General features: G+C 23.6%; 19 protein-coding genes and 6 tRNA genes. 14 read left to right on the top strand and 11 right to left on the bottom strand.

Features of this window, described 5'->3' with window-relative positions:
• Positions 1 to 265: 265 nt before the first annotated feature.
• From ACJA27_RS00880 to ACJA27_RS00895, 4 genes are read left to right on the top strand one after another with little or no spacing between them, the layout of a single operon-like run.
• Positions 266 to 2,026 carry a S16 family serine protease gene (locus ACJA27_RS00880; RefSeq protein WP_406618113.1) on the top strand — a complete coding sequence of 587 codons (1,761 nt, stop codon included), beginning with the start codon at positions 266 to 268 and terminating at the stop codon, positions 2,024 to 2,026.
• A 15-nt stretch (positions 2,027 to 2,041) separates the two neighbouring features.
• On the top strand, positions 2,042 to 2,737 hold the full coding sequence (locus tag ACJA27_RS00885; RefSeq protein ID WP_406618114.1) for a PHP domain-containing protein: 696 nt from the start codon (positions 2,042 to 2,044) through the stop codon (positions 2,735 to 2,737).
• On the top strand, positions 2,731 to 4,413 hold the full coding sequence (locus ACJA27_RS00890; protein ID WP_406618115.1) for a hypothetical protein: 1,683 nt from the start codon (positions 2,731 to 2,733) through the stop codon (positions 4,411 to 4,413). The genes ACJA27_RS00885 and ACJA27_RS00890 overlap by 7 nt, the downstream gene beginning before the upstream one ends.
• A complete protein-coding gene (locus tag ACJA27_RS00895) occupies positions 4,413 to 4,712 on the top strand; it encodes a hypothetical protein (protein WP_406618116.1) in 300 nt (99 codons plus the stop codon). The genes ACJA27_RS00890 and ACJA27_RS00895 overlap by 1 nt, the downstream gene beginning before the upstream one ends.
• Positions 4,713 to 5,044: 332 nt before the next feature.
• On the opposite strand, the gene prmC is transcribed toward ACJA27_RS00895, so the two are convergent.
• From prmC to def, 4 genes are all read right to left on the bottom strand, one after another.
• Positions 5,045 to 5,746, bottom strand: a complete 702-nt coding sequence (gene prmC / locus ACJA27_RS00900; RefSeq protein WP_406618117.1) for a peptide chain release factor N(5)-glutamine methyltransferase — start codon at positions 5,744 to 5,746, stop codon at positions 5,045 to 5,047.
• Positions 5,746 to 6,822 (bottom strand): peptide chain release factor 1, encoded by a 1,077-nt coding sequence (gene prfA, locus ACJA27_RS00905; RefSeq protein ID WP_406618118.1) that lies wholly within the window; start codon positions 6,820 to 6,822, stop codon positions 5,746 to 5,748. The genes prmC and prfA overlap by 1 nt, the downstream gene beginning before the upstream one ends.
• A gap of 70 nt (positions 6,823 to 6,892) precedes the next feature.
• Positions 6,893 to 7,954, bottom strand: coding sequence for a hypothetical protein (locus tag ACJA27_RS00910; RefSeq protein ID WP_406618119.1), 1,062 nt, complete (start codon positions 7,952 to 7,954; stop codon positions 6,893 to 6,895).
• 12 nt (positions 7,955 to 7,966) lie between these two features.
• Positions 7,967 to 8,539: a peptide deformylase gene (def, locus tag ACJA27_RS00915; protein WP_406618121.1), complete on the bottom strand. Its 573-nt coding sequence runs from the start codon at positions 8,537 to 8,539 to the stop codon at positions 7,967 to 7,969.
• Between the two features lie 162 nt (positions 8,540 to 8,701).
• Here def and rsmD point away from each other — a divergent pair, with 162 nt between their 5' ends.
• Positions 8,702 to 9,259 (top strand): 16S rRNA (guanine(966)-N(2))-methyltransferase RsmD, encoded by a 558-nt coding sequence (rsmD, locus tag ACJA27_RS00920; RefSeq protein ID WP_406618122.1) that lies wholly within the window; start codon positions 8,702 to 8,704, stop codon positions 9,257 to 9,259.
• A 13-nt stretch (positions 9,260 to 9,272) separates the two neighbouring features.
• Here the strand turns inward: rsmD and ACJA27_RS00925 are convergent, their stop codons facing one another.
• Both ACJA27_RS00925 and ACJA27_RS00930 read right to left on the bottom strand, forming a co-directional pair.
• On the bottom strand, positions 9,273 to 10,259 hold the full coding sequence (locus tag ACJA27_RS00925; RefSeq protein ID WP_406618289.1) for a DHH family phosphoesterase: 987 nt from the start codon (positions 10,257 to 10,259) through the stop codon (positions 9,273 to 9,275).
• Between the two features lie 16 nt (positions 10,260 to 10,275).
• On the bottom strand, positions 10,276 to 11,241 hold the full coding sequence (locus ACJA27_RS00930; protein WP_406618124.1) for a DHH family phosphoesterase: 966 nt from the start codon (positions 11,239 to 11,241) through the stop codon (positions 10,276 to 10,278).
• Between the two features lie 106 nt (positions 11,242 to 11,347).
• Between ACJA27_RS00930 and ACJA27_RS00935 the strand changes: the two genes are divergently transcribed.
• The 7 genes from ACJA27_RS00935 to ACJA27_RS00965 all read left to right on the top strand — a co-directional run bounded on the left by ACJA27_RS00935 (position 11,348) and on the right by ACJA27_RS00965 (position 14,768).
• Positions 11,348 to 11,611 carry a hypothetical protein gene (locus tag ACJA27_RS00935; RefSeq protein ID WP_406618125.1) on the top strand — a complete coding sequence of 88 codons (264 nt, stop codon included), beginning with the start codon at positions 11,348 to 11,350 and terminating at the stop codon, positions 11,609 to 11,611.
• Positions 11,612 to 11,711: 100 nt separating this feature from the next.
• A tRNA-Asn gene (locus tag ACJA27_RS00940) sits at positions 11,712 to 11,786 on the top strand.
• Between the two features lie 5 nt (positions 11,787 to 11,791).
• Positions 11,792 to 11,867, top strand: a tRNA-Glu gene (locus tag ACJA27_RS00945).
• Positions 11,868 to 11,871: 4 nt separating this feature from the next.
• Positions 11,872 to 11,947 (top strand) — tRNA-Val (locus ACJA27_RS00950).
• Positions 11,948 to 11,952: 5 nt separating this feature from the next.
• Positions 11,953 to 12,028, top strand: a tRNA-Thr gene (locus tag ACJA27_RS00955).
• 73 nt (positions 12,029 to 12,101) lie between these two features.
• Positions 12,102 to 12,186 (top strand) — tRNA-Leu (locus ACJA27_RS00960).
• 89 nt (positions 12,187 to 12,275) lie between these two features.
• A complete protein-coding gene (locus ACJA27_RS00965; protein ID WP_406618126.1) occupies positions 12,276 to 14,768 on the top strand; it encodes an O-antigen polymerase in 2,493 nt (830 codons plus the stop codon).
• A 4-nt stretch (positions 14,769 to 14,772) separates the two neighbouring features.
• On the opposite strand, the gene ACJA27_RS00970 is transcribed toward ACJA27_RS00965, so the two are convergent.
• Together ACJA27_RS00970 and ACJA27_RS00975 are read right to left on the bottom strand one after the other, a co-directional pair.
• A tRNA-Ser gene (locus ACJA27_RS00970) sits at positions 14,773 to 14,862 on the bottom strand.
• Positions 14,863 to 14,946: 84 nt separating this feature from the next.
• Complete coding sequence (locus ACJA27_RS00975) at positions 14,947 to 16,668, bottom strand: hypothetical protein (RefSeq protein WP_406618127.1); 1,722 nt, start codon at positions 16,666 to 16,668, stop codon at positions 14,947 to 14,949.
• A gap of 140 nt (positions 16,669 to 16,808) precedes the next feature.
• On the opposite strand from ACJA27_RS00975, the gene ACJA27_RS00980 reads away from it, so the two are divergent.
• Together ACJA27_RS00980 and ACJA27_RS00985 are read left to right on the top strand one after the other, a co-directional pair.
• Positions 16,809 to 17,762: a hypothetical protein gene (locus tag ACJA27_RS00980; protein WP_406618128.1), complete on the top strand. Its 954-nt coding sequence runs from the start codon at positions 16,809 to 16,811 to the stop codon at positions 17,760 to 17,762.
• Positions 17,763 to 18,176: 414 nt separating this feature from the next.
• Positions 18,177 to 19,364 carry a phosphopentomutase gene (locus ACJA27_RS00985; RefSeq protein WP_406618129.1) on the top strand — a complete coding sequence of 396 codons (1,188 nt, stop codon included), beginning with the start codon at positions 18,177 to 18,179 and terminating at the stop codon, positions 19,362 to 19,364.
• Positions 19,365 to 19,415: 51 nt separating this feature from the next.
• Here the strand turns inward: ACJA27_RS00985 and ACJA27_RS00990 are convergent, their stop codons facing one another.
• Genes ACJA27_RS00990 through mnmG form a run of 3 tightly spaced genes read right to left on the bottom strand, consistent with a single transcriptional unit; the run spans position 19,416 to position 22,756 of the window.
• Positions 19,416 to 20,426 carry an ECF transporter S component gene (locus tag ACJA27_RS00990; RefSeq protein WP_406618130.1) on the bottom strand — a complete coding sequence of 337 codons (1,011 nt, stop codon included), beginning with the start codon at positions 20,424 to 20,426 and terminating at the stop codon, positions 19,416 to 19,418.
• 39 nt (positions 20,427 to 20,465) lie between these two features.
• Positions 20,466 to 20,918, bottom strand: coding sequence for a 23S rRNA (pseudouridine(1915)-N(3))-methyltransferase RlmH (locus tag ACJA27_RS00995; RefSeq protein ID WP_406618290.1), 453 nt, complete (start codon positions 20,916 to 20,918; stop codon positions 20,466 to 20,468).
• A complete protein-coding gene (gene mnmG / locus ACJA27_RS01000; protein ID WP_406618131.1) occupies positions 20,915 to 22,756 on the bottom strand; it encodes a tRNA uridine-5-carboxymethylaminomethyl(34) synthesis enzyme MnmG in 1,842 nt (613 codons plus the stop codon). The genes ACJA27_RS00995 and mnmG overlap by 4 nt, the downstream gene beginning before the upstream one ends.
• Positions 22,757 to 22,793 lie beyond the last annotated feature (37 nt).

Here is a 22,793-nt window from a genome sequence, read left to right on the forward strand (position 1 = left end):
TTATCAATATGATATGACAATTGCTAAACTTAATATATTTTCACCCTTTATTGGCTAGAAAATTTCATAAGTCAAGCATGAATAAAGATAATTGATTTGTTTCAATTTAATATCATTCTTAAGTTCATTACACAAAATAATAGCGATTTGATTAGGTTATTTTTTAATACAAATTTTTGTATATGAATCTATACTAATAAATTTTAAAAATTCATTTTTTTAAATTTTCTTGCTATTAATTAAAAAATGAAAGGATGGACTTAAAATGAAGTTCACAACAGAATCAAAACAAAGTTTTGATAAAAAAAATAATATTTATTGCTTAGAATATAAATATGATTTAAAGGATAAATATCCTGAATATGTTCTAGAAGAACTAGAAAAATTGAACCCTCAATATGGAAATAGTGAAGGGTTTATGTCAGAAAGCAGCTATACTCAAAGAGTAACTAACTTAATAAAAGATTTACCTTGAAAAATTATTGCTAAAGAAAATTACAATATCAATGAAATTAATAAAAGATTTGATGAATATTTCTATGGACAATCTGAAATAAAAAATCAAATTTTAGATTTAATTCATTCCATGATCTATAAAAGAAAAAAAATAAATAATAATCTTATTACATTTAAAAACAATGAAAACATTTTATTAGCACCTAAAATGTTTGATAGTAAGCTTGGGGATATCTGTAAATATCAACCAATTTTATTAGTTGGTCCTCCTGGTGTAGGAAAAACCCAAATTGCAAAAACTATTGCATATGCTTTAGATAGAAAATTTGAAAAAATTTCATTAAATGGTTTAAGCTCTGATGATATATTCATAAAAGGTTGCAGTAGAGCATATAAATCTTCTCATTCTGGAGTTTTAATAAAAGCTTATCAAAATGCCAAAACTTCTAATCCTGTAATCCTATTAGATGAAGTGGATAAAATGGGAAATAAAGGTGGTCTTGCAGAAGGTGCATCATTAGATTCACTTTTATTAGATATTTTAGACCCTGAACAAAACAAAAACTATAAGGATAACTTTTTAGAAATTCCATATGATTTATCGGAAACAATTTTTATATTAACAGCTAACTATATAGAACAAATAAAACCAGAAATATTAAATAGATGTAAAGTTATTAATTTACAACCTTATACTAAATTAGAAAAAATATCAATAGCAAAAAAAATATTAATACCTAGAATACGTAAAGAAGAAATATTAAATAACAAATTATTTTCATTTGATGATGAGGCTATTGAATATATCATAAAAAATTATACTGATGGAGAAGGTAGCGTTAGAAAATTAAAAGCAACTTTAATTGAATTAGCACACCATATACAAAAATTAATTAATGAAAAACAAATTACTAGTTATGAATTTACATTTGATAACATTTCTAAAATCTTAGGAAAAATAGAAAATCATAATGTTAAAAATAATGAATGCAACACACCTGGATTAGTTAATACCCTTTATGTTACACGAATTGGTGGAGGTGGTGTATCTGAAACTGAAGTCACCATAATTAAAAATGACCATTTTGAAGTTGAATGTTTAGGTTCTATTAAAGAATCAACTAAAGAATCTTTAATGGTAGCAATTGCTTATATTAAAAATAACACTGAAAAATTTGGTTTAAACAATATAAACTTTAATAATTTAAAAATTGTATTAAATATGCCTGGAAGTTTTGAAAAAGATGGTCCAAGTGCTGGAATAGCTCTAGTAACAGGAATTTTATCAGAATTAAAAGGATTGGCTATTTCTGAAAAAATAGCTATGACTGGTGAAATAACTTCTAAAGGTTTTGTTTATCCAGTTGGTGGTATAAAAAATAAAATATTAGGGGCTATAGAAAATAAAAACAATATCATTTTTATACCAAAAAGCAATGAAAGTGATATTGAAGATATTAAAAAATTTATATTATCTAATGACACAAAAGTTATTTCTGTAAGTAAATATGAAGAAATTTATGATTACTTATTTTCTAAAAAAAATAAAATAAATCTTAATTTATTTTAAGATAGAAAGGTACTTATGGATTGAGTAAAAATAGACTTGCATGTTCATTCCACTGATTCTTCATTTACTGGTAGTAACATATCTTCAGAATCTGATTTAGAAAAATTATTAATATTACAAAAACATAGAGTTAGAATAACATCATTTGCTGATCATGACAATTTTTATTTAGATAGTTACTTAAAAAGACAACAAATAATTAAAGAACAAAAAATTGATATTTTACTTTTACCCGGGATTGAAGTTAATTTAAGAAAATTTAATAATCAAATAGGACAATCAATCTTTATTTTCAATCCAGAAAATGATTTAGAAAAATTGCACCAATTGACAACAAAAGAATTTAGATTCAATAATAATAAATTTACTTATGAAGAAGCAATAAATTTATTTAATCAGTATGGTTTTGATTTTATGGTTTTTCCGCATGCTGGAAAAGCTCAAGATAATATGAGTTGAGACGATATAAAAAATAAGCAAATTGATGCTTTAGATGTCACAGATTTTAATAGTAAGAACAAGAAAAAAATATTACAAGAAAATAATCAAATTCCAGTTGTATATTTTAGCGATACTCACACATGAAGTAAATACCCTCAATATGGAAAATACTGTTCTTATATTCAAGTAGAAGATTCAAATAATTTAACTTATAAAGAAATTAAAAACAATATAAAAAACAACAAGCTTCAAGAGGTTGGAATATGATAAAAAATATAAAAATAAAGAATAATTATAAAACCTTGACTTTAAATTTAGATAATCCAGTAAATATTATTGTTGGAGAAAAAGGTACAGGAAAAAGTACTTTATTACAAATTATTGCTGAAGCAATAGTTAATAAAAAAATATTTAAAAATGGTTATGATTGATTACGAAATAAAGCAAATTTTGAAATAGCATCTATAAATATAGATGATACAGAAATTAATGCACAAGATTTTGTTTATATTTATGAATCAGAAAGTAGAGATAATACTAAAGAAAAAGGAATATTAGAAATTCAAAAAAAACTTCCTGGTTTCATTAGTCAAAATGATAATAGAAAAAATTCATTAGATTCATCTGAACATATTGAAAAGCAAAAAGAACAAGCATTAAAAAGATTTGTAGAAAAAATATCTTATAGTAATGATATGTTAAGAGATTTTAATGATTTTGAAGAACTCTTTAAAGAACAACAACAATATACTCTTTTGCAAGAAAAACCATTACCATTAGGAATCATATTTCAAAAAGATTTTAGTTTATATGAAAATCTTTTCTCACAAAATTTAGCACTATTAGATTATTCAATTGAAAATGAAGAAAATAAAATAGATCAAAAACAATCAAAAATTGAAGATATTATTCAAAATATAAAAAGTCTAAATTTAAAATATAAAGATTTATTGTTTGAAAACAATAATGAAATAATATTTGAAACAAATGAACAAATTAAAAAAGATTTTTATAAACAATTAAACTTAGATATAGAACAAAACACAAAATCTATTACAATTTATAAAAAATATTTAGAAGCATTAAATAAAAATAAAAAAGCATTAAATTGTTTTTCATTAAGTTTTAAAAAAGCAAAAAATGAATTTACTCAACAATTGGAATATGACAAAAAAGCTGAAGTTGATAAAGCTACTTTAATAGATTATTTTAAAAATATGGGGATTATTTTAAAACAAATGAAAAATAAATATCAACAAATAATAAAAAAAGATATTAATATCAATTGAGAGTTAAATGAAAAAGATCCTCAAAATGAAAATATTGAATATAGACTAGAAAAATTTATATTGAATGAAGACTTAGAAGAAGAAAAATATTCTATTTTGAATAAATGAGTTAATTCATCTAACAAAACTCACACTGTTGCAGATGTATTATTAGGTTCAATAAAAAATTCTTATGATATAAAAAAAATAGTCAAAGATTTAATTAAAGATAAAATTAAAGTATATGCTGGTGATGAAGAATATAAAAACTTATCTACCGGACAAAAAACTTTATTTGGAGTTACTCATGCTATTAAAACTTTATCTAATGTATCTAATGAACAATATTTATTATTAGATCAAGTAGAAGATAATTTAGATAATAAAACTATTTATGAAAAAATTGTGCCTTTATTAAATGAACAAGTAAAAGCTGGAAAACAAGTTTTTATTGTAACCCACAATGCTAATATTGGAACTTTAATAGATGGAAATACAATTACCACAGATATGTTTAATGAAAAATTTGAAAATAAATTTATATTAAATGAAAAAATTGATAATAATCAAAAAATGGATACCCCACAATCATTGTATCTTGAAGGAAGTATGGAAGCTTTTTATAGGAGACAACAAGCACATGAATGTAAAATAAAAAAAATGAAAGAAGGTAAATAATGATAGAAATTGATTGAAAAGAAACTTTAGATAAAAGAAGCATAATAATAATTAAAAATCTTGAAGATTCAAAAAATAAAAATAAAATTGAAATAGATGTAGATGAACCTGAAAACTGAAATAAACAAAATATCAATGCTTTTTTAATTAGAGCTGTTTCTATTGCAGAAGATAAACTTTCAGAATTACAATTAACTGAAAGTGCTCAAAATGAAATTGAAATTAATGGTAATATGCAACTTGCTTTTATTTTCAATTTGTTTAATGAATTTATTAGAAGATACAATGAAACTTTATAAAAAATAATTCTATGTTTTAATAAAAAATGCAATAAAAAAACCACCTAAATTAGGTAATGAATATATTAAAAAATAAATTATTATAAATTCCAAAAGTAAAATACCTCTATTTTAAGTGCTTATCAAAATATTAACAAAATATTAGTTTTTAAAATTTTTCTAGTTAAATTTATCAAAAATTTAACTAGAAAATATACTCCTTATAAAATGTTTATACTTATATTCATAAGTTTTTTTGTTTAGTGATTTACACTTAAATTTTATACAAAAAAGGTAGTAAAAATACATCTAGATTTTTTCTAGGTGTATTTTACTTTTGGAATCTTTAAAATTTAGTTTTTTATAATTACAAATCTATTTTTATTATTTATATCTTTTAGTATTTGTGCATTTTTAATTTTTTTTCAAATTTCACTATGAATAGGGTTTATTTCAAAAAAAATATATCCATTCTTTTTAAGAAAATTAGAATATTTTTGTAAGATTTTTTTATAAAAAAAGAAACCATTTTCTTTAGCAAATAATGCATTATGAGGTTCAAAATTTAATACAGACTTATCTAAAATATCACTTTTGTCTAGATAAGGTGGATTTGAAATAATTAAATCAAATTTAATTTTGGGTATTTTTTCAAACAAATCAGATTTATATATATTAATTTTTAAATTGTTTAAAATGGCATTTTCTTGTGTTGACAAAATAGATTCTTCATCAATATCTGAAGCATATACTTCAATTGAAGGATTATGTTTTTTTAATGCTAGTCCAATATATCCGGAACCGCAACATATATCTAATACTTTTATATTATTTTTTAAATAATTATTTTTTATAATATCAACAAGTTCCATAGTTTCATATCTAGGGATTAAAACTTTTCTATCTAATTTAATTTTTATGTTATCACTTTCTATATATCCCATAATTTTTTGAATAGGGTATCCTAGTGATAGTTTTTCCAGTTCTTCTGGTGATATAGTTTCTTCAAGTCCGTATCTTCTTTTTTCTAAAAGTAATTCATCTTTAGTAGCCATTATAAATTTACTTCTTCAATTTTTTGTTTTTGTTCTTCTGCTAGTAATGCGTCTATTATTGGATTTAATTTTCCTTCAACTACAACTTTTAAACTTGTTGAAAAACCAATTCTATGATCTGTTACTCTATCTTGAGGATAGTTATATGTTCTTATTTTTTCACTTCTATCCCCATGACCAGCTAATTTTCTATATCCTTTTTCTTCTGCTTGTTTTTTTTGAATTTCTAATTCATATAATTTTGATTTTAAAATAGTCATTGCAACTGCACGATTTTGAATTTGAGATCTTTCATCTTGAGAAGAAACAACAATTCCACTAGGAATATGTGTGATTCTTACAGCAGAATCAGTCGTATTAACTGATTGACCTCCAGCACCTGAAGATCGATAAGTATCAATTTTAATATCTTGTGGATTAATTTCTATTTCTACATCATCATCAATTTCAGGAATAACAGTAACAGTAGCAGTTGAGGTATGTATTCTACCTTGAGTTTCAGTTACAGGAATTCTTTGAACTCTATGTGCTCCTGATTCAAATTTTAATTTAGCAAAAGTTCTTTCTCCTTTAACAGAAAAAACAATTTGAGTAAAACCACCAGCTACAGCAGTTGAAGAATCGATAATTTTTATTTTATATCCATTATCAACTCCTCATTTTGAATACATTTTGAATAAATCACCAGCAAAAATGTTTGCTTCATCTCCACCAGCTGCTCCTCTTATTTCAATAATTACATCTCTTTCATCAGATTCATCTTTAGGAAGAATTAAAATTTTTAATTCATCTTCATATTTTTTCATTTGTTCATTGTATAAATCAATTTCATTTTTAGCTAATTCTATGATATCTTTGTCTTTTTCATTTAAAAGTTCTTTAGCAGTTAATAAGTTATTTTCAGCGTTTATGTATTGTTTAAATACTCTGGCAATATCTTTAATTGAATTTGCTTCTCTTGTAATTTTGGTAAAAAGTTTAATATTTTCAACAACTTCCTTAGTTTCTAGTTTTTTTATTAGTTCATCATATTTTTCATTGATTTTAGATATAGAGTTATACATTGATTTTTCCATAATTATTTATTATATGTTATATATAAAAAATAATAAAAAAACCTTGCTAAAAAACAAGATTTTTTGTAGTTTATTTAAATAAGGAATCTGAAATCATTTTAATTTTTTGATCAACTAATTCTTTATTTTTGGTATATTCTTCACCTAAAGTACTTTTGATAGCATTAGCAAATCTTTCTTTACCTTTTTCAGTTACACCACCAATAGTTCCAATTTTTTTGATAGTATCATCTATTTTCTTTTGGGTTATATCTTCAATATCTTTTTTATTAAAGTTTTTACCTCCAGATATTCTTCATTTTTGAATGAAGTTTCCAATAAATTTTTCACCTAATTCAGAATTTAGAGTATCTTTCATAAAAGTTTTACTTTTATTAATTAGTTCTTCATTTTTAGAACCTTTTTCTACATTCTCAACCCCTTCAGGATTCATTTTTATCATTCCACCAATAAGGTTTACAAAGTTTTTAACACCATTTTCATTATGATCATTTTTTTGTAAATAAAGTTTCATACCAGAAGATACTAATGACATTTCAGAAGATAAACCTTTACCTCTTTTAAAGGTTAAATATTGAACCAATTTATCATTGAAATTAGAATAAACATTACTATGTGAAACAACAGCAGCACTATTGATTGTAAAAATAGCAACAGGAACTACACTAATTACTCCTAATGTTGCTCCAAGAGTTCGATGTACAGCATTTGATTTACCATTATTTTTATTGATATTCATAGGTTTTAATAACAACCTCCTTAAAATTCAATAAATAATTTCACCAGCAATTGCAAAACAAATAATGAAAAGAAAAACAACTAATGGAATTGTTAAACTTTTAAATATATTGTAATGTTGATGATAAAAATTATTATCTGGTAATTTTTTATTAATTCCATCAAGAATAGGTCCGGCAGTAAAAGTTCCTGTTATATAACCTGAGATGTTAGCAATAAAACTTATTAAAAAACCTACAACTCCTCTAAAAATACCTAAAATTATTCCAAAAGCAAAAACAATAATTGTTAAAACAATAGGAATGGCCATCATTCAAGGTTTGCTTGCCGCATCTAATAACCCACTAAAAAAACTATCTAATTTATTATTATTTATAATTACATCCTGTAGCATAATTTCTCCTTTTTAAATAATTATTAAATCTTCTTTATCAAATGGATTTTCAGTATTTATTCTATCAAAGAACACATGTCCATCTAAATGATCTAATTCATGTTGCATAATAATGGCTCTATAACCAAATACATCATATATTTTTCATTTTCTCTCAAAATAAGAATATGCTTCAACTACAATTCTATAACTTCTTGGAACATATCCATGAACTTGATTATGTTTTCAATTTAATGGAACACTTAAACATCCTTCGCCTTCAGATAAGGAAGCAAGTTGTTTAGATTTAGAAATAATTTTAGGATTAAATAAAACATCACGCATTCCTTTTTCTTTGGTATCAAAAAGATTATTTATATAAAAAACCCTTTTTAAAATTCCATATTGAACTGCAGCCACACCTACACCTGCTTGAAATTTTGAATCATCTTTTTGGCTATCATCAATATGAAAAATCATTTTTTCTGCTAAATCTATATCTTCTTGAGATAAAGGAATTGGAACATCTTTAGAAATTTTTCTAAGTACATTATTAGGTAGTTTAACTATATGAATGGAGTCATAATCAAAAGTTTCTTTTTTCATATTCAATATTATATATTATAAATAATATATAAATTTAACCATATAATGGTATAGCAAATAAAATTTATATTTTTTTGTATTTAACTATTTTATAGTATTTTTTGTAAAAAATATAAATAAGATATTTTGTTTTTTAGAAATACAATTTATAATTTTTATATTATGTTAAGAGTAATTTCAGGCAAATATAGACATAGAATATTGGAACAACCACCTTTAGAAATCACTAGACCTACTACTGATAAAAATAAAGAAGCGATTTTTAATTCAATTAGATTTGATTTAGAAGGATCGGTGGTTTTAGATCTTTGTTGTGGTAGTGGTTCTTTGTCTATTGAAGCACTCAGTAATAGTGCTTGTAAGGCGATAGGTGTTGAAAAAAATAAGATTCCTCAAGAAGTAATTATTAAAAATATTAATGCTTTAGGAATTGAAAATTTTGATTTATATAAAGGTGATGTTATTTCTTTTCTAAAAGAAAAAGCAATTAATTTAAAATTTGATTTTATTTTTTTTGATGCTCCTTTTCTTGATTATTCACTTATTAATGAAACATTAGTTGAAGTTATCAATTCTAATTGTTTACATAATAATGGTTTATTAATTATGGAAACAAATGATCCAAATAGCATTATTATTCCTAATGGTTTTACAATTTATAAATATAAAAAATATGGTAAAAGTCACATTTATTGATTGTCATTAAATAAAAAAATGTAGGGTTTCCTACATTTTATTTTACTTGGTTTTCATTTCCTTCACGTTCTCATCTTAAAACTTCTAAATTGCAATCTTCTACAACTTTTTCTACATCTTTAAATGAATTTAAAATGGCTCCAGAAGCTCTTTCATGCCCCCCACCATTTCATTTGATTGCAACATTTCTTACACATGGACCATTAGATCTAAATTCAGTACGGATTCTTCCATCTTCTTCTTCGCTAAATTGAACTCATAATGGATAGCCTTTAATATTTCCTATCATATTAGGTCTTACAACATCATTAGGTTTTTTATTTAATTCTTTTGTGGTTTTTAAATCAATAGTTGTATAAGCCACTTTGCCATTGGTTTTTAAATTACTTAATAATATTTGAGTTAATTTAATATCTTCAAGACTAGTAGCTGATAATCCTGAAAAAACATCATCAGTATTTAAACCAGACTCATATAAAAATGAAGCTAAAAAGTGAGTTCTTGCGGAAGTATCACTATATCTAAAACTTCCAGAATCAGTTACTATGCCTGTAAAAATACATTTTGCTGCATAAGGTGTAACTTTTCATTTATTTGTGTATGCTAAATCTGCAACCATTTCTGCTGCTGCAATACGATTAGATTCTACTCAACGTGTACACTTATCTAAGTCATCTTCATTAGGATGATGGTCTATTCTTAAAGTTTCAGCAAATAAATTTTTATCTAAAAGTTCACGATTTTGAATTCTTTCTTTAAAGTTAGCATCTGGAATAATAGCTAAAGATTTTTTTAAAATTTCATTAGTTATATTTTTATCAAAAGTTAAATTTAAAAAACTAAATGATCCATTTGCATCACCAACTTTATAAACTTTTTTCTTAGGAAAATTAGTTTTAATAAGTTCAGCTAATCCTGCTTGTGAACCTAAACAATCTCCATCAGGTCTAATATGATGGAAGATTACTATTGAATCATATTGTTTAATTTTTTCAGTTGCTTCATTTAAACTTCCTATTTGCATATGTGAATTTGCCATATTATTTTCCAAACTCCTTAATTAAATTATTTAATTCAGCTAAAACTGTAGGAACTTCATCTCATGAAGTTAACATACAACCAGCAGCATTATCATGCCCCCCACCATTATGTAATTTAGCGATTTCATTAACTTTAGGGCCATTAGATCTTAATCTTCCTCTAATATTTCCATCTTTTAGTTGAATAAAGAATGCTCAGCAAGAATTATCTTCAATGTTACCTAATTCATTTACATAAATTGCTGCTTCTAAATCATTCATTTCATATTTTTTAAGTATTTCTTCTGTAACATTAAAATATAAAACTCTACCTTCTTTTTTAAAATTAGAAAGAATTTCACCAATGTATTTAATTTCTTTCATTGTTCTTTTGTTTAATTCTTTAAATATAGGTTGAGGATTCATTTTGCCTTTTTCATATAGGTAGGAAGCAAGTTCATGGGTTCTTGCAGAAGTATCAGGGAATAAAAATCTTCCAGAATCAGTTACCATTCCTAAAAATATATGTTTTGCAGCTTTTTCATTAATTTTTCATTTAGATAATTTTGATAGTTCTGCAATCATTTCTGCAGCTGCTACATAGTGTTCATCTACCCATAGATAGTCATATTCAATGTCACTGCCATTGGGATGATGATCTATTCTTAAAGTTGCACTAAATTTTTTTTCAAGTAATAATTTTGAACATTCAATTCTATCTGAACTCGAAGCATCTACAACTATTCCTAAAGAATTATTGTAATCAATCATTTCTAAAGGATGGTAATAATAGTTCATAAAATCAAATGTGTGAACATTATCTCCAATAGTAAAAACTTTCTTTTTTGGAAAATTAAGTCTAATTAATTCAGCTAATCCTGCTTGTGAACCTAAACAATCTCCATCAGGTCTTATGTGATGAAAGATAATAATATTATCATATTTTTTAATAGCATTTAAAGCATCTTTATATGAACCTATTTTCATATATTCCTCCAATTTTAATTTAATAACTAACAAATATAGTATGTAATTAATTATAGATTATTAATATTTTGAAAATGTTTATTTTACTTTTATATATAATTTTTTTATGTTAAAAGTAGCAAAAATTTTTATTATCATAGGTATGGTTTTACTTTGTTGATTGATCATTCCTGTGATTGTTGGTATTTTAGCTTTACAAACAATTAATAAAGCAAAATCAAGAAAAGATTTAACAAGTATGGGGATTATTACCTTGTTATTTTGCTCATTAGTGGGTGGAATTTTAATGTTATGTGTTAATGATGATGAATTTATACCAACAGTAGAAACACAAAAACCAGAATTTGAAGAGGAATTTTCTTCAAAATAAAACAAATGTTTTTTCTTACAAAATTTTTATAAAAAAATTAAATTATTATATAAAATATAGAAGTTATATTTTTATATATAATAGAAAAGCATTTATTATTGCCGATTTAGCTCAGCGGTAGAGCAGCTGGCTGTTAACCAGTTGGTCGTAGGTTCAAACCCTATAATCGGCGCCATATTTGGTCTGTTGGTGAAGCGGTTAACACACATGGTTTTCATCCATGCACGCACGGGTTCGATTCCCGTACAGACTACCATTTTCGAAGATTAGCTCAGTTGGGAGAGCGGCGCCCTTACAAGGCGTAGGTCATGGGTTCGAGCCCCTTATCTTCGACCATTTAAGCCGTCTTAGCTCAGTTGGTAGAGCAACTGACTTGTAATCAGTAGGTCGTAGGTTCGAGTCCTATAGACGGCACCATATATGCATCCAATAGGATACATTTTTTATTTAATGTAAAAAATGTATAAAGCATACCAATTAATCAATTTTTGCGCGAATGGTGGAATTGGCAGACACGCTAGATTTAGGCTCTAGTGCTTTACAGCATGAGGGTTCAAGTCCCTCTTTGCGCACCATATCAAAAAAGTATCGTAATTGATACTTTTTTGTTTAATTTATTACAATATTATTAATAATATTGAGTATAGATGAAAGAGAGAGAAATATGAAATTTAAAAAGTATTTTAAAAAAATAGATTGACAATTTATATTGCCTATTTTTTTAATTAGTTTGTTTGTATTGTTTTATCAACAAATTTTTTGAAAAGATGTTTTTAAAGTTAATTCTAATTCAATTGAAAATTTTAATTTATTAAATAATCAATTTATTTATATAAAAATAATTTATTTCATATTAATACCAACATCAATTTTTTCTTCATTTTTTCTTTTAGGAAAAGAATTAAATGATAAGGAAAACACAGACAATTATTTTAAAAATTTCTTTTTGTTTATGTTATTTATTTCTTTATCTATTTTTATTTTAATAGGAATGTTTATTCCTTTTACTTTAAAATTTATTGATCAAAATTTCAAAAACATTTTTAAAAATTTAGATATTATTTTAAATTTTGAGATTAACAACTTAAATTATTTTTTGATTTTAATTTCATCAATGTTCTTTATTTATTTGTGCTTTCAAAATAAAAATTATTTATTTATTATTTTATTTTTGATTTATATATCTTTTAATATTCTTTTTGATTTTACATTTCAAAAATTTATTCACATTTCAATGAATGAAATGATCTTAAAAAATATTTCTAAAACTTTGTCTTTATCTATTTTTTTAATATCTATACTTTTAACTTATTTAATTAAATTAAAGGTTAATAAAACAAAAATTATTCATAAAAAAATTACTTTTTATTTTTTAAAAAAGGATTTAAAAAAAATCATATTTAATTTAATAATTTTTTCATTACAAATAATTGCTTATTATGTTTTTTTAAAAAATATGTTTAATAATAAATTAAGTTCTATTTTAGAAAATAATTATTTAAATTTTATAGTTTTATTTTCTCCATTAATATTTTGAATTTCAAAAGAAACAGGAAAGAAACATTTTAATTCATTAAAAAATAATTTTTATAATTTTTTGTTTATTTTTATTTTTCTTTTATCTATTTCTATTGGAATTTATTTTATAAAAAAAGAAAATATTGATATTAATATTTATTTTATTTATTTATTAAGTTTTGTTATCTTTATAATTAATATTGCTGTTAACACTTTTATATTATCTAGTGGAATTGTTCATATTTTGATAATCCAAAAACTTTTTATCTTTATAGCTTCCATTATTTTATATTTACTTACTATAAATATTTCATTTAATTTTAATGAAAATATTTTGATAATAATATTACATAATGCAATTTTATTATATTCACTAATGTCTATTATTACAATATTTATTTATCTAAAAACACATAAAATTAAAGTTTTTAAAGGAAAAAATTTTATAAGATTTTTTGTTGTTGGAAATATAAATTCAGGAAAATCATTATATGTTCAAAAATTAAAAGAATTAACTAATTTTGAAGTTATTTCTATTGATAATATTAGAGAAAAATATGGTTCTTTCACAAAAGATAAAGAAAAATTAGTTTTTAAACAACTTTTGAAACAAATTTTAAAAACAAAAAATTGTATAGTTGAGTTTTCTGGATTAGAAGAAAATTTAAATTTAATTTTAAATAAAATAGATCCTCTTTCAACTTATGTTTTTTATGTTAATACTCCAAAAGAAAAATGTTTAGAAACTTTAATACCAGAAAAATATGAAGAAATTCCATATTTTAATTTTTCTGAAAAGAATTTAATTGATGGAATAAATGATTATGCTAAAAAAGAAGAAAGTAATCAAATAAATAATATTTGATTTGGTTATAGTAACTTAATATTTAACATTAGTTCTATAAATGATTTTGAAAATATTCCATTAAATAAAATTATAGCTTTTGATTATATTAAAAACAAATTGGAAGATATCTATTTAGATTCAGCATTTTTAACAGGTTCATTAGTTAATGGTAATTTTAATAGATATTCTGACATTAATATAGCAGTAATTTCCCCTATCAATGCTTTATCATTAAGGAATCTTTTAACTAATGATTCCAAGATAGATTCTATTTTGAAAAGAAAAAATGTTGTATCTTTAATTATTGATGACACATTGTTTGACTTAGCAATTTTTTCTAAACTTGAAGATGCACATAAAATAATATATCAATCTAAAATAAAAGAATTTAATAAAGTTCCCCTAATTAATGCACCAAGTATTAAAAAAATTAAATATTTATCTAAAAAAGAAATTGTAGATGAGATTGAATTATATTTAGATTTAATTGGAGAAACAGATTATTTATCTTCTAATCTATCTAGAATAGCTGCAAGAGGAGATAAATATAAGTTTTATTTAACAACTTTAAAATTAGTTCAAAACATTGTTAGACTTAATGCTTTAATAGACGGTAATGATTATAATTTTTTACCAGAACAAGCTATAAAATACATAAATAATCCAAAAATTGTATATACTCTTAATTTATCAATGACAAGATATATTGAAGATTTTGAAGCTTATTGAAAAGATAATAAAGGAAAATATTATATTCATTTGCAAGAAGCATTGAAAAGAAGACTAAAATAAAAAATGGCCGATGGTAAGGGATTTGAACCCTTGAATGAAAAACTTCATTAATAGTTTTCGAGACTATCCTCTTCAACCACTCGAGCAACCATCGTCATTCATATTTTATTTTAACAAATAAAATATTTAAGTAAATCAATAAAAACCATACTTGTTTTTTTAAGTATGGTTTTTATTGTTAAAGTAATTTTTTATATTGTTCTATTTTATCTACAAAAAATTGATATTCATCTTTGTAGTTATCTGAACCATATTCCCCATCAATAATTTTTTGTTTAGTAGTTTTTATTAATTGATCTAATTCTTCTGCATCATCTAGTAAACCTTTAGTTTTTAGATTTTCAAAAACTTCAGTTGCTTCAGTAAATTTAGCATAGAATTTAGTTTTATATAAAGATACAAATGATTTATCTTTTGCTTCTTTTATTTTTTTCTCTTTAATTTCTAATTCTTGAATAGTTAAATTTTCATCATTTATGTATTTATTTTGATCAATAATTTGTTGCAAATCTTGAGCATTTTGATTATTACCTAATACTTTTCATTCTTCAATAATTTCATTAGAATTAATAATTAATTCATCAATAGATTTTCTTAAAGTATAATGAAGCATACAATTATTGATTATTTTTTCAATATTTTGAACTAATTCATTAATTTGTTGATAAGTTAAAGAATCAACATAAGTTTGATTTTTGGCCTTATTAATTTCTATTTCTAGTAATTTGTAATTAGATATACCAGCAGCTTGACCAGTTGCATCAGATAACCACAAATTAGCTTCTTCGATAGCAAATTTTAATGAATCTTTTGCTAAAATCATTTCATATTTGTTGATTATTAAATTTATGTCATTAACAATTTGATCTAATTTATTTTTTGACTCAATAACTTGAGTGGTTTCATAATTTAAAATATCTTTTTTAATTTCTTTATATATTTTTTGTGCTTCAAGTAATTTACTTTTTTCTTCATTCGTTATTTCAAATAATAATTCACCATTTTTATTTTTTTGGTCAATTAGAGCGTTGATATTTTCAAATCCTTCTTGTAATTGGGTTAATAAATTATCAATATTGTTATCTTTAATAGAATTTATATTTATAGCAATTTTGTTTAAAAGATTTTTAGTTTTAACTAATTCAGCAAAACTTTGATCTTTTAAATTAAGTTGCTGTTTTTCAATTTTAAATAGAATACTTTGTTCATAATCATCTTTTTCATTAGCATCTTCTGGATCTATATCAATAGTATTTCATTCTTTTACAATTGTTAATAAATTGGAAACTAAAGTTTTAATTTCTTGTATTGCTTGTTTTTTATGTGGAGCAAAAAGTTTTTCAACTTTTTCACCTACAACATCTAAAGCAATTTTTTTATAGTTTAAATCTTCCATTTTTTGATTTATAGTAAATTTGGGGTTTGATTTAACATCTAATAAAGAAACACTTAATGATTGGAATTTTAAATCTAATTCTTTACCTATTTCTTGTTGATTAATTTTTTCTAGTTCCTTCTTTAAATCTTCAATTCTAGTTTTTAAAAGAGGTAATAATTCATGCAAATTGAGATATTTTTCAAAATTTTGAATATATTTATCTTCATCAAATTTAACTAAATGATCTTTAAAAAGATCTATTTTTTCTTTAACATTTACTTTATTTTTTGAAATGCTTTCAATTTCATTTTTTAAATTTAATAATTGTTCATCATTTTTAAAATTACTTTTATTTAAATTTAAAAGGTAATTGATTTTATTTTTGTAATTTTCAATTTTTCAATTAATTTTGTTTTCTTCATTAGGAACTTTTTTACAACAGCATGAAGCAGAAAAACTAGGAATAACCATTCCTACTATTAAACTTGGTAATAAAAATTTTAAATTCTTTTTTTTGTTCATAATTACCTCAAATGAAATTTATTGCTTATTTAATATAAATAAATATACTATAAAACCCCTTAAAATTTTCCTTTTAAAAATAAAGTGCTATCATATTCATATATTTTTTAGATATTTATTTAACTGAAAGGATATGAAATATGACAGATTTTTTATCATTAGCAACAAAAACTTTGTCTCCATTTCAAGAAAATAAATTATATTTATCATTTAGCAAAGAATTTGCTAATGGTAGTCCCAAAGCATATGGTTTATTTCATTTAATTTGATTTGGCGTTTTTATTTTAATAGCTACTTTAATGATTATATTTTTTAAAAACCCTTCTAAAGGTAATACAAAATTAATCTTTTTTTCATTTTGATTAATTTTGTTTGTAGTAGAACTTTTAAAACAAATTTATGGTTCAGGAAGAGATTTTTCAACATGAAAAAATCATCCAGAATTTATACCTTTAATGCTTTGTTCGATGCCACTTTATATCATTCCTATTTATTTATTAATTCCTTCAAAATATGAAAAAGCATCTAATGCTTTCTTATCATATTTAAGTGTATTTAATTTATGATGCGGTTTATTTGTAATGTTTTATCCTGGCGATGTATTTATTGCGAATATTTTTATTTCTAATCATACAATGATTTATCATGGTATTTTAATGGCTTTAGGGCTTTGAACTGCTTTTAGAAAAATTGTTAAATTTAATTTAGAAACTTTTATGTGAGCAGGAATTGTATTTATTGTTGAATATTCTTTAATAACAATGGGAAATGAAATAATTTATCAATTAAAAGATAAAACCAATTATTGACCTAATTTATTTAATATGTCACACAGAAAACCTTCTCCATTCTTTTCAGATATTCCAGGGGTTAAAGATCTTAAACCTTGAATGACTACTATTTTGTATGTTCCAGCTACATTTTTTGGTGCCTTTACTTTTTATACCATTATTTGAGGAATGTCATTACCAATGGATCTACTTGAAAAAGCTATATCTAAAAGAATTAAAATTAAAAAAGCAATGATTGCTAAAAATTCATTAGTTTTAGCCAATGAAAATGAAATAAAAAACACTCAAGAAAACCAAGAGTAATAAATATTTAATTCACGATTTTATAATCGTGAATTTTTAAGCAGACATTTCAATTTTAATAAAGTTTAATAGTATGAATTCCTTTAGTTTAATTTTCATTTTTGAAATTATTTATTAGTTTAATAAATTTATGTGTAAAAAAGAATAACCATTTGGTCATTTTTTATATTTTTATTAAAAACATATATACATATTATGATATCAAGTCATAATTAATTTTTGTTGTTTTCAAATTTATTTTTTGTCTTATCACAACATTAAAAATTTAATACTTTAATAAGTGCTTAAAATAGAGGTATTTTACTTTTGGAATTTATAAATTTATAATTATTATGTTTTTTCATTATATATTTAATATATATATAATTTATATTATTATTGTTTATAAATTTATTTGATAATGAAGGAGAAAAAATGGGTAAATTTAATCGTGTAATAATGATTGTTACTGATGGTCTTGGTATTGGAGCCGATAGAGATCAAAAGGCATTTGGAGATTCAGGAGCTAACACAATTTTATCCGCTTCTAAATCTAAACTTTTTAAAATAGATACTTGAAAAAAAATGGGTATTGGTAATATAGCAACTTTAGATGGTAATTATCATATGCCAGATCAAATTGCTTATACAGCAAAAGTTCAAGAAGTTTCTAATGCTAAAGATACTTTAGCAGGTCATTGAGAAATGATGGGAATTAAAACAGAAGTTCCTTTTCCAACTTTTTTTGAAAATGGTTTTCCTCAAGAATTGATTAATGAATTGAGTAAAGCTTTTGATGGAAGAAAAATAGTATGTAATAAATCAGGTTCAGGAACCGAAATGATTAATGAATATGCTGAACAACAAAAAAGAGATGGTTCAATTATTGTTTATACTTCAATGGACTCAGTTTTACAAATTGCTGCTCATGAAGAATGAATTGGCTTAGATAATTTATATAAATACGGTAAAGAAGCAAGAAGAATTTGTTCTTCTAAACCTGAATGAAATGTAGGTAGAATTATTGTTCGTCCTTTTATTGGAGAAAATGGAAATTATACAAGAACTTTTAATAGACATGATTATGCCAATGTGCCTCGTCCAATGATTTTAAATGAATTGCAAAAGGTTGGAGTTAAAGTTTTAGCAATTGGAAAAATTAATGATATTTTTGTAGGTCAAGGTGTTTCTGAATCATTCCACTCAGATGGAGATGCTAATGGAATGGACATTACTATTGATTTGGCTTCTAAAGATACTTCAAAAGAATTGATTTTTACTAATTTAGTTCAATTTGATTCGCATTATGGACATCGTCGTGATGTTAATGGTTATGCTGAAAATATTGCTACTTTAGATCAAAAACTTGCTAAATTAATTCAAGTTATGAAAGAAGATGATTTATTAATTATTACTTCTGATCATGGAAATGATCCTTTATATCCAGGATTTAATCATACTCGTGAATTTTTACCAGCAACTATTTATTCTAAACAATTTAAAAAACCACGTGTTTTGCCAAACTTTAATGGTTTAGGTACATTAGGAAACATTATTGCTAAAAATTTTGGTGCTCCTATTGTAACTGAAACTGGTGATGATGTTTATGATGAATTAATTTAATTTAAAAATTTATTATTAAAAAATATGTACCTATTCAAAAGTACATATTTTTTAATAATAAATATCTTCATTTTTATAAATCAAAGGAGCGATTACATTATATGTAAAGAAAATAATAAACATATTAAATCAAATTTTAATAGGGCTAAAGAAAATATGTTGAAAAATAAATAAAAATATTTTTTCCTGTTTATTGGTTCCACTTGTAAAACTAGTTACATCAGCTAAAGATAATAAAGGAACATTTATAAGTTCAATAATAGCTGAGAAAATAACAATAGGAACAATTATTAAGTATTTACTTGGTTTCATCTTAAATCTAGCAATAATAAGAAAAATAGACATAAAAGCATAACCAATTAACATTATTAAAATAATAGCTATTCTGTTAGAAATAACACCTTGATCTAAAATCTTTTGGCTAATTTTAAATCCTACAACTCAAATTATTAATAAAGAAATAATGGAAAGAATAATTAAGGCAGTAGTAAGACTAATGTTCATTAATTGATTTTTGGTTCCATTAATTAAGATATTTTTTCTTTTTTCACCTAAAAAAATTATTCTTCTTTGTAAAGCATTAATTTTTTTTCTAATTTTAGGTGTTAATTCAGGACTATAAATTATTAAATCATCAATACGATGTTTAGTTTTAACCATTTCTGATTCTAAATATGTATATCTAAATTCTCCACCAAAAAAATATTTTAAAAATTTAACAAATAATCAACCAACAATTCCAGAAATTAATCCATCTACTGTGGTAGCTAAAGTATACAAAGGATTAAAAACATTAGGTATCATCATAAAGGAAATGAAATCACTAATAAATCCAACAATAAAACCAATTAAAGGCCCGAAAATAAAACCAGAAATTTTAACAGGTAAACCTATAAAACTAATTTTATAAGTAGGAATGGCAACAAGAGGAACAATTTGAACACCAATGATGGTAAAAGTTACAGAAATTGCTATTAAAATAGCAACAAATGAAATTTTTCTAATTGATCATTTAGAAAAAATGTTTCAATTAGAAAAATCAGTTCTTGAACTATTATTCATTTTCCTCCTCTTTTAAAATATAAGTATTTTAAGTATAAATTATTTATGATATTTTTTGTTATTTAATATGGAAAAAGCTCTATATATTTGTTCAGCTAACAAACATCTAAATAGTTGATGTGGAAACGTCATTTTTGAAATAGACAATTTAAAAACATTATTAAATTCATTTTCATTTACACCATTAGATCCACCAATAATAAAAGTAAGATTTCTATTTTCTTGTTCTTTAATTAGATGTGCAAATTCAATGGAATTTAGTTGTTTACCTTGTAATGAACAAAGAATAACAAAGTTATTCTTGTTAATTTTTGAAAGAATTAAGGAAGTTTCTTTTTTAACTTTAATTTCAATATTTTTTTCTTCTGAAAATTCTTTAATTTCTACAATATTTATTTTTGTAAAATGAGAAACGCTTTCTATATACTTATTAAAAACATTTTTAAATTCTAAAGTTAATCCACCTACTGCAATTATTTGAATTTCCATTATTTTTTATTTTGACTTTCAATATAAAACATAAGCATTTGAATATCAGCAGGATTTACTCCACTTATTCTAGAAGCTTGGCCAATGGTGGCAGGATTAACTTTAATAAGTTTTTGTTGCGCTTCAATAGCAATATTGGGAACATTTTTGTAGTCAATATTTTCTGGAATTAAAACTTTTTCTAGTCTTATAGCTTTTTTAGCATCTGCTTCTTGTTTTCTAATGTATCCATATAATCTAACCATTGAAGTTAATTCTTCTAAATAAGGAAAATCTGGAATTACATCATGTGGGTCAACCTCAGGACGTGCTAAAAGTTGTAGATAAGAAATACCGTTTTCCACATTATATTTTTTAGCTAAAGGATTTTTTGTTGATAGATAAGAAGTATGAATTTCTTGAATTTTATTGTCAATTAATTCATATTTTTTGATAACTTTATCATATTCTTCTTGAGATATCATATTAGTTTTTAAAGCATATTCTGCTAATCTAATATCAGCATTATCGTTTCTTAATAATAAACGATATTCAGCTCTAGAAGTTAACATTCTATATGGTTCTTTAGTTCCTTTAGTTACTAAATCATCAATTAGAACTCCAATATATGCATGATTTCTTAAAATAACAATTTCTTCTTGTTTCTTTAAATTTTGCGATGCATTAATTCCAGCAATTAAACCTTGCGCTGCTGCTTCTTCATATCCACTAGTTCCATTTATTTGTCCAGCTGTGTAAAGATTTTTAACAATTTTTGTTTCTAAAGTGGGTTTTAAATTTAAGGGATCAATAGCATCATATTCTATAGCATATCCATATTTTTGAACTTTAGCATTTTCTAAACCTGGTACTGAAGCTATCATTTGATCTTGAACTTCAACTGGCATTGAAGTAGATAATCCATTTATGTAAATTATTGATTGATCTTCAGTTTCAGGTTCAAAAAAGATCTGGTGTCTTTCTTTAGTTTTAAATTTAACAATTTTATCTTCTACAGAAGGACAATATCTAGGACCTATGCCTTCAATTAAACCTGAATACATTGCAGATTTTTCCAAATTATCTAAAATAATTTGATGAGTTTTTGGGGTAGTATAAGTTAAATAGCAAGCAATTTGAGTAGGCATTTTTACATTAGAACGATTTGAAAAAGAAAGATTAATATCTTTTAAAATTTCTTTTTCTACTTTTGAAAAATCTATACTATCAGCGTAAATTCTTGGAGGAGTTCCAGTTTTTAATCTTTGAATAGTAAAACCAACTTTGTCCATTGATTGACTTAATTTAGGTGTAGTTTTTTGATTATCAGGACCACTAATGGTTATAACATTACCTCTTAAAATTCTAGAGTTCATATAAACACCAGTAGTAATAACTCCTACTTTAGCATTTAAAATTTTTTTATTGGTTAATTTAAAACCAATGAATTTATTATCTTTATCTACTAAAATTTCTTCTGCGGTATCTTCTATTAAAACTAAATTAGGTTGTTTTTTAGCATATTCTAAAATCATTTTAGAATATTTACTTTTATCTATTTGTGCTCTTAAAGCCCTAACTGCTGGACCTTTAGATTCATTTAACATTTTTAATTGGATAGTTGCTAAATCAGCTCATAGTCCTTGCATACCACCCAATGCATCTATTTCTCTAGTAATAATTCCCTTAGCAGGACCTCCAATAGAAGGATTACATGGTAACATTCCTAAATGTTCTAAATCAAAAGAAACTAGTGCAGTTTTATGACCAGTTTTACTTAAAGCAAAAGCTGCTTCTAATCCTGCATGTCCTCCACCTATAACAATAGCTTCAAAATTATTAAAATCTTTATCTTTTTTCATTATAAATATAATTTTAATTCTATTTTAAAAAGAATAA

The organism is Mycoplasmopsis lipophila, assembly GCF_045276895.1.
Taxonomy (GTDB): Bacteria; Bacillota_I; Bacilli_A; order Mycoplasmatales; family Metamycoplasmataceae; genus Mycoplasmopsis; species Mycoplasmopsis lipophila.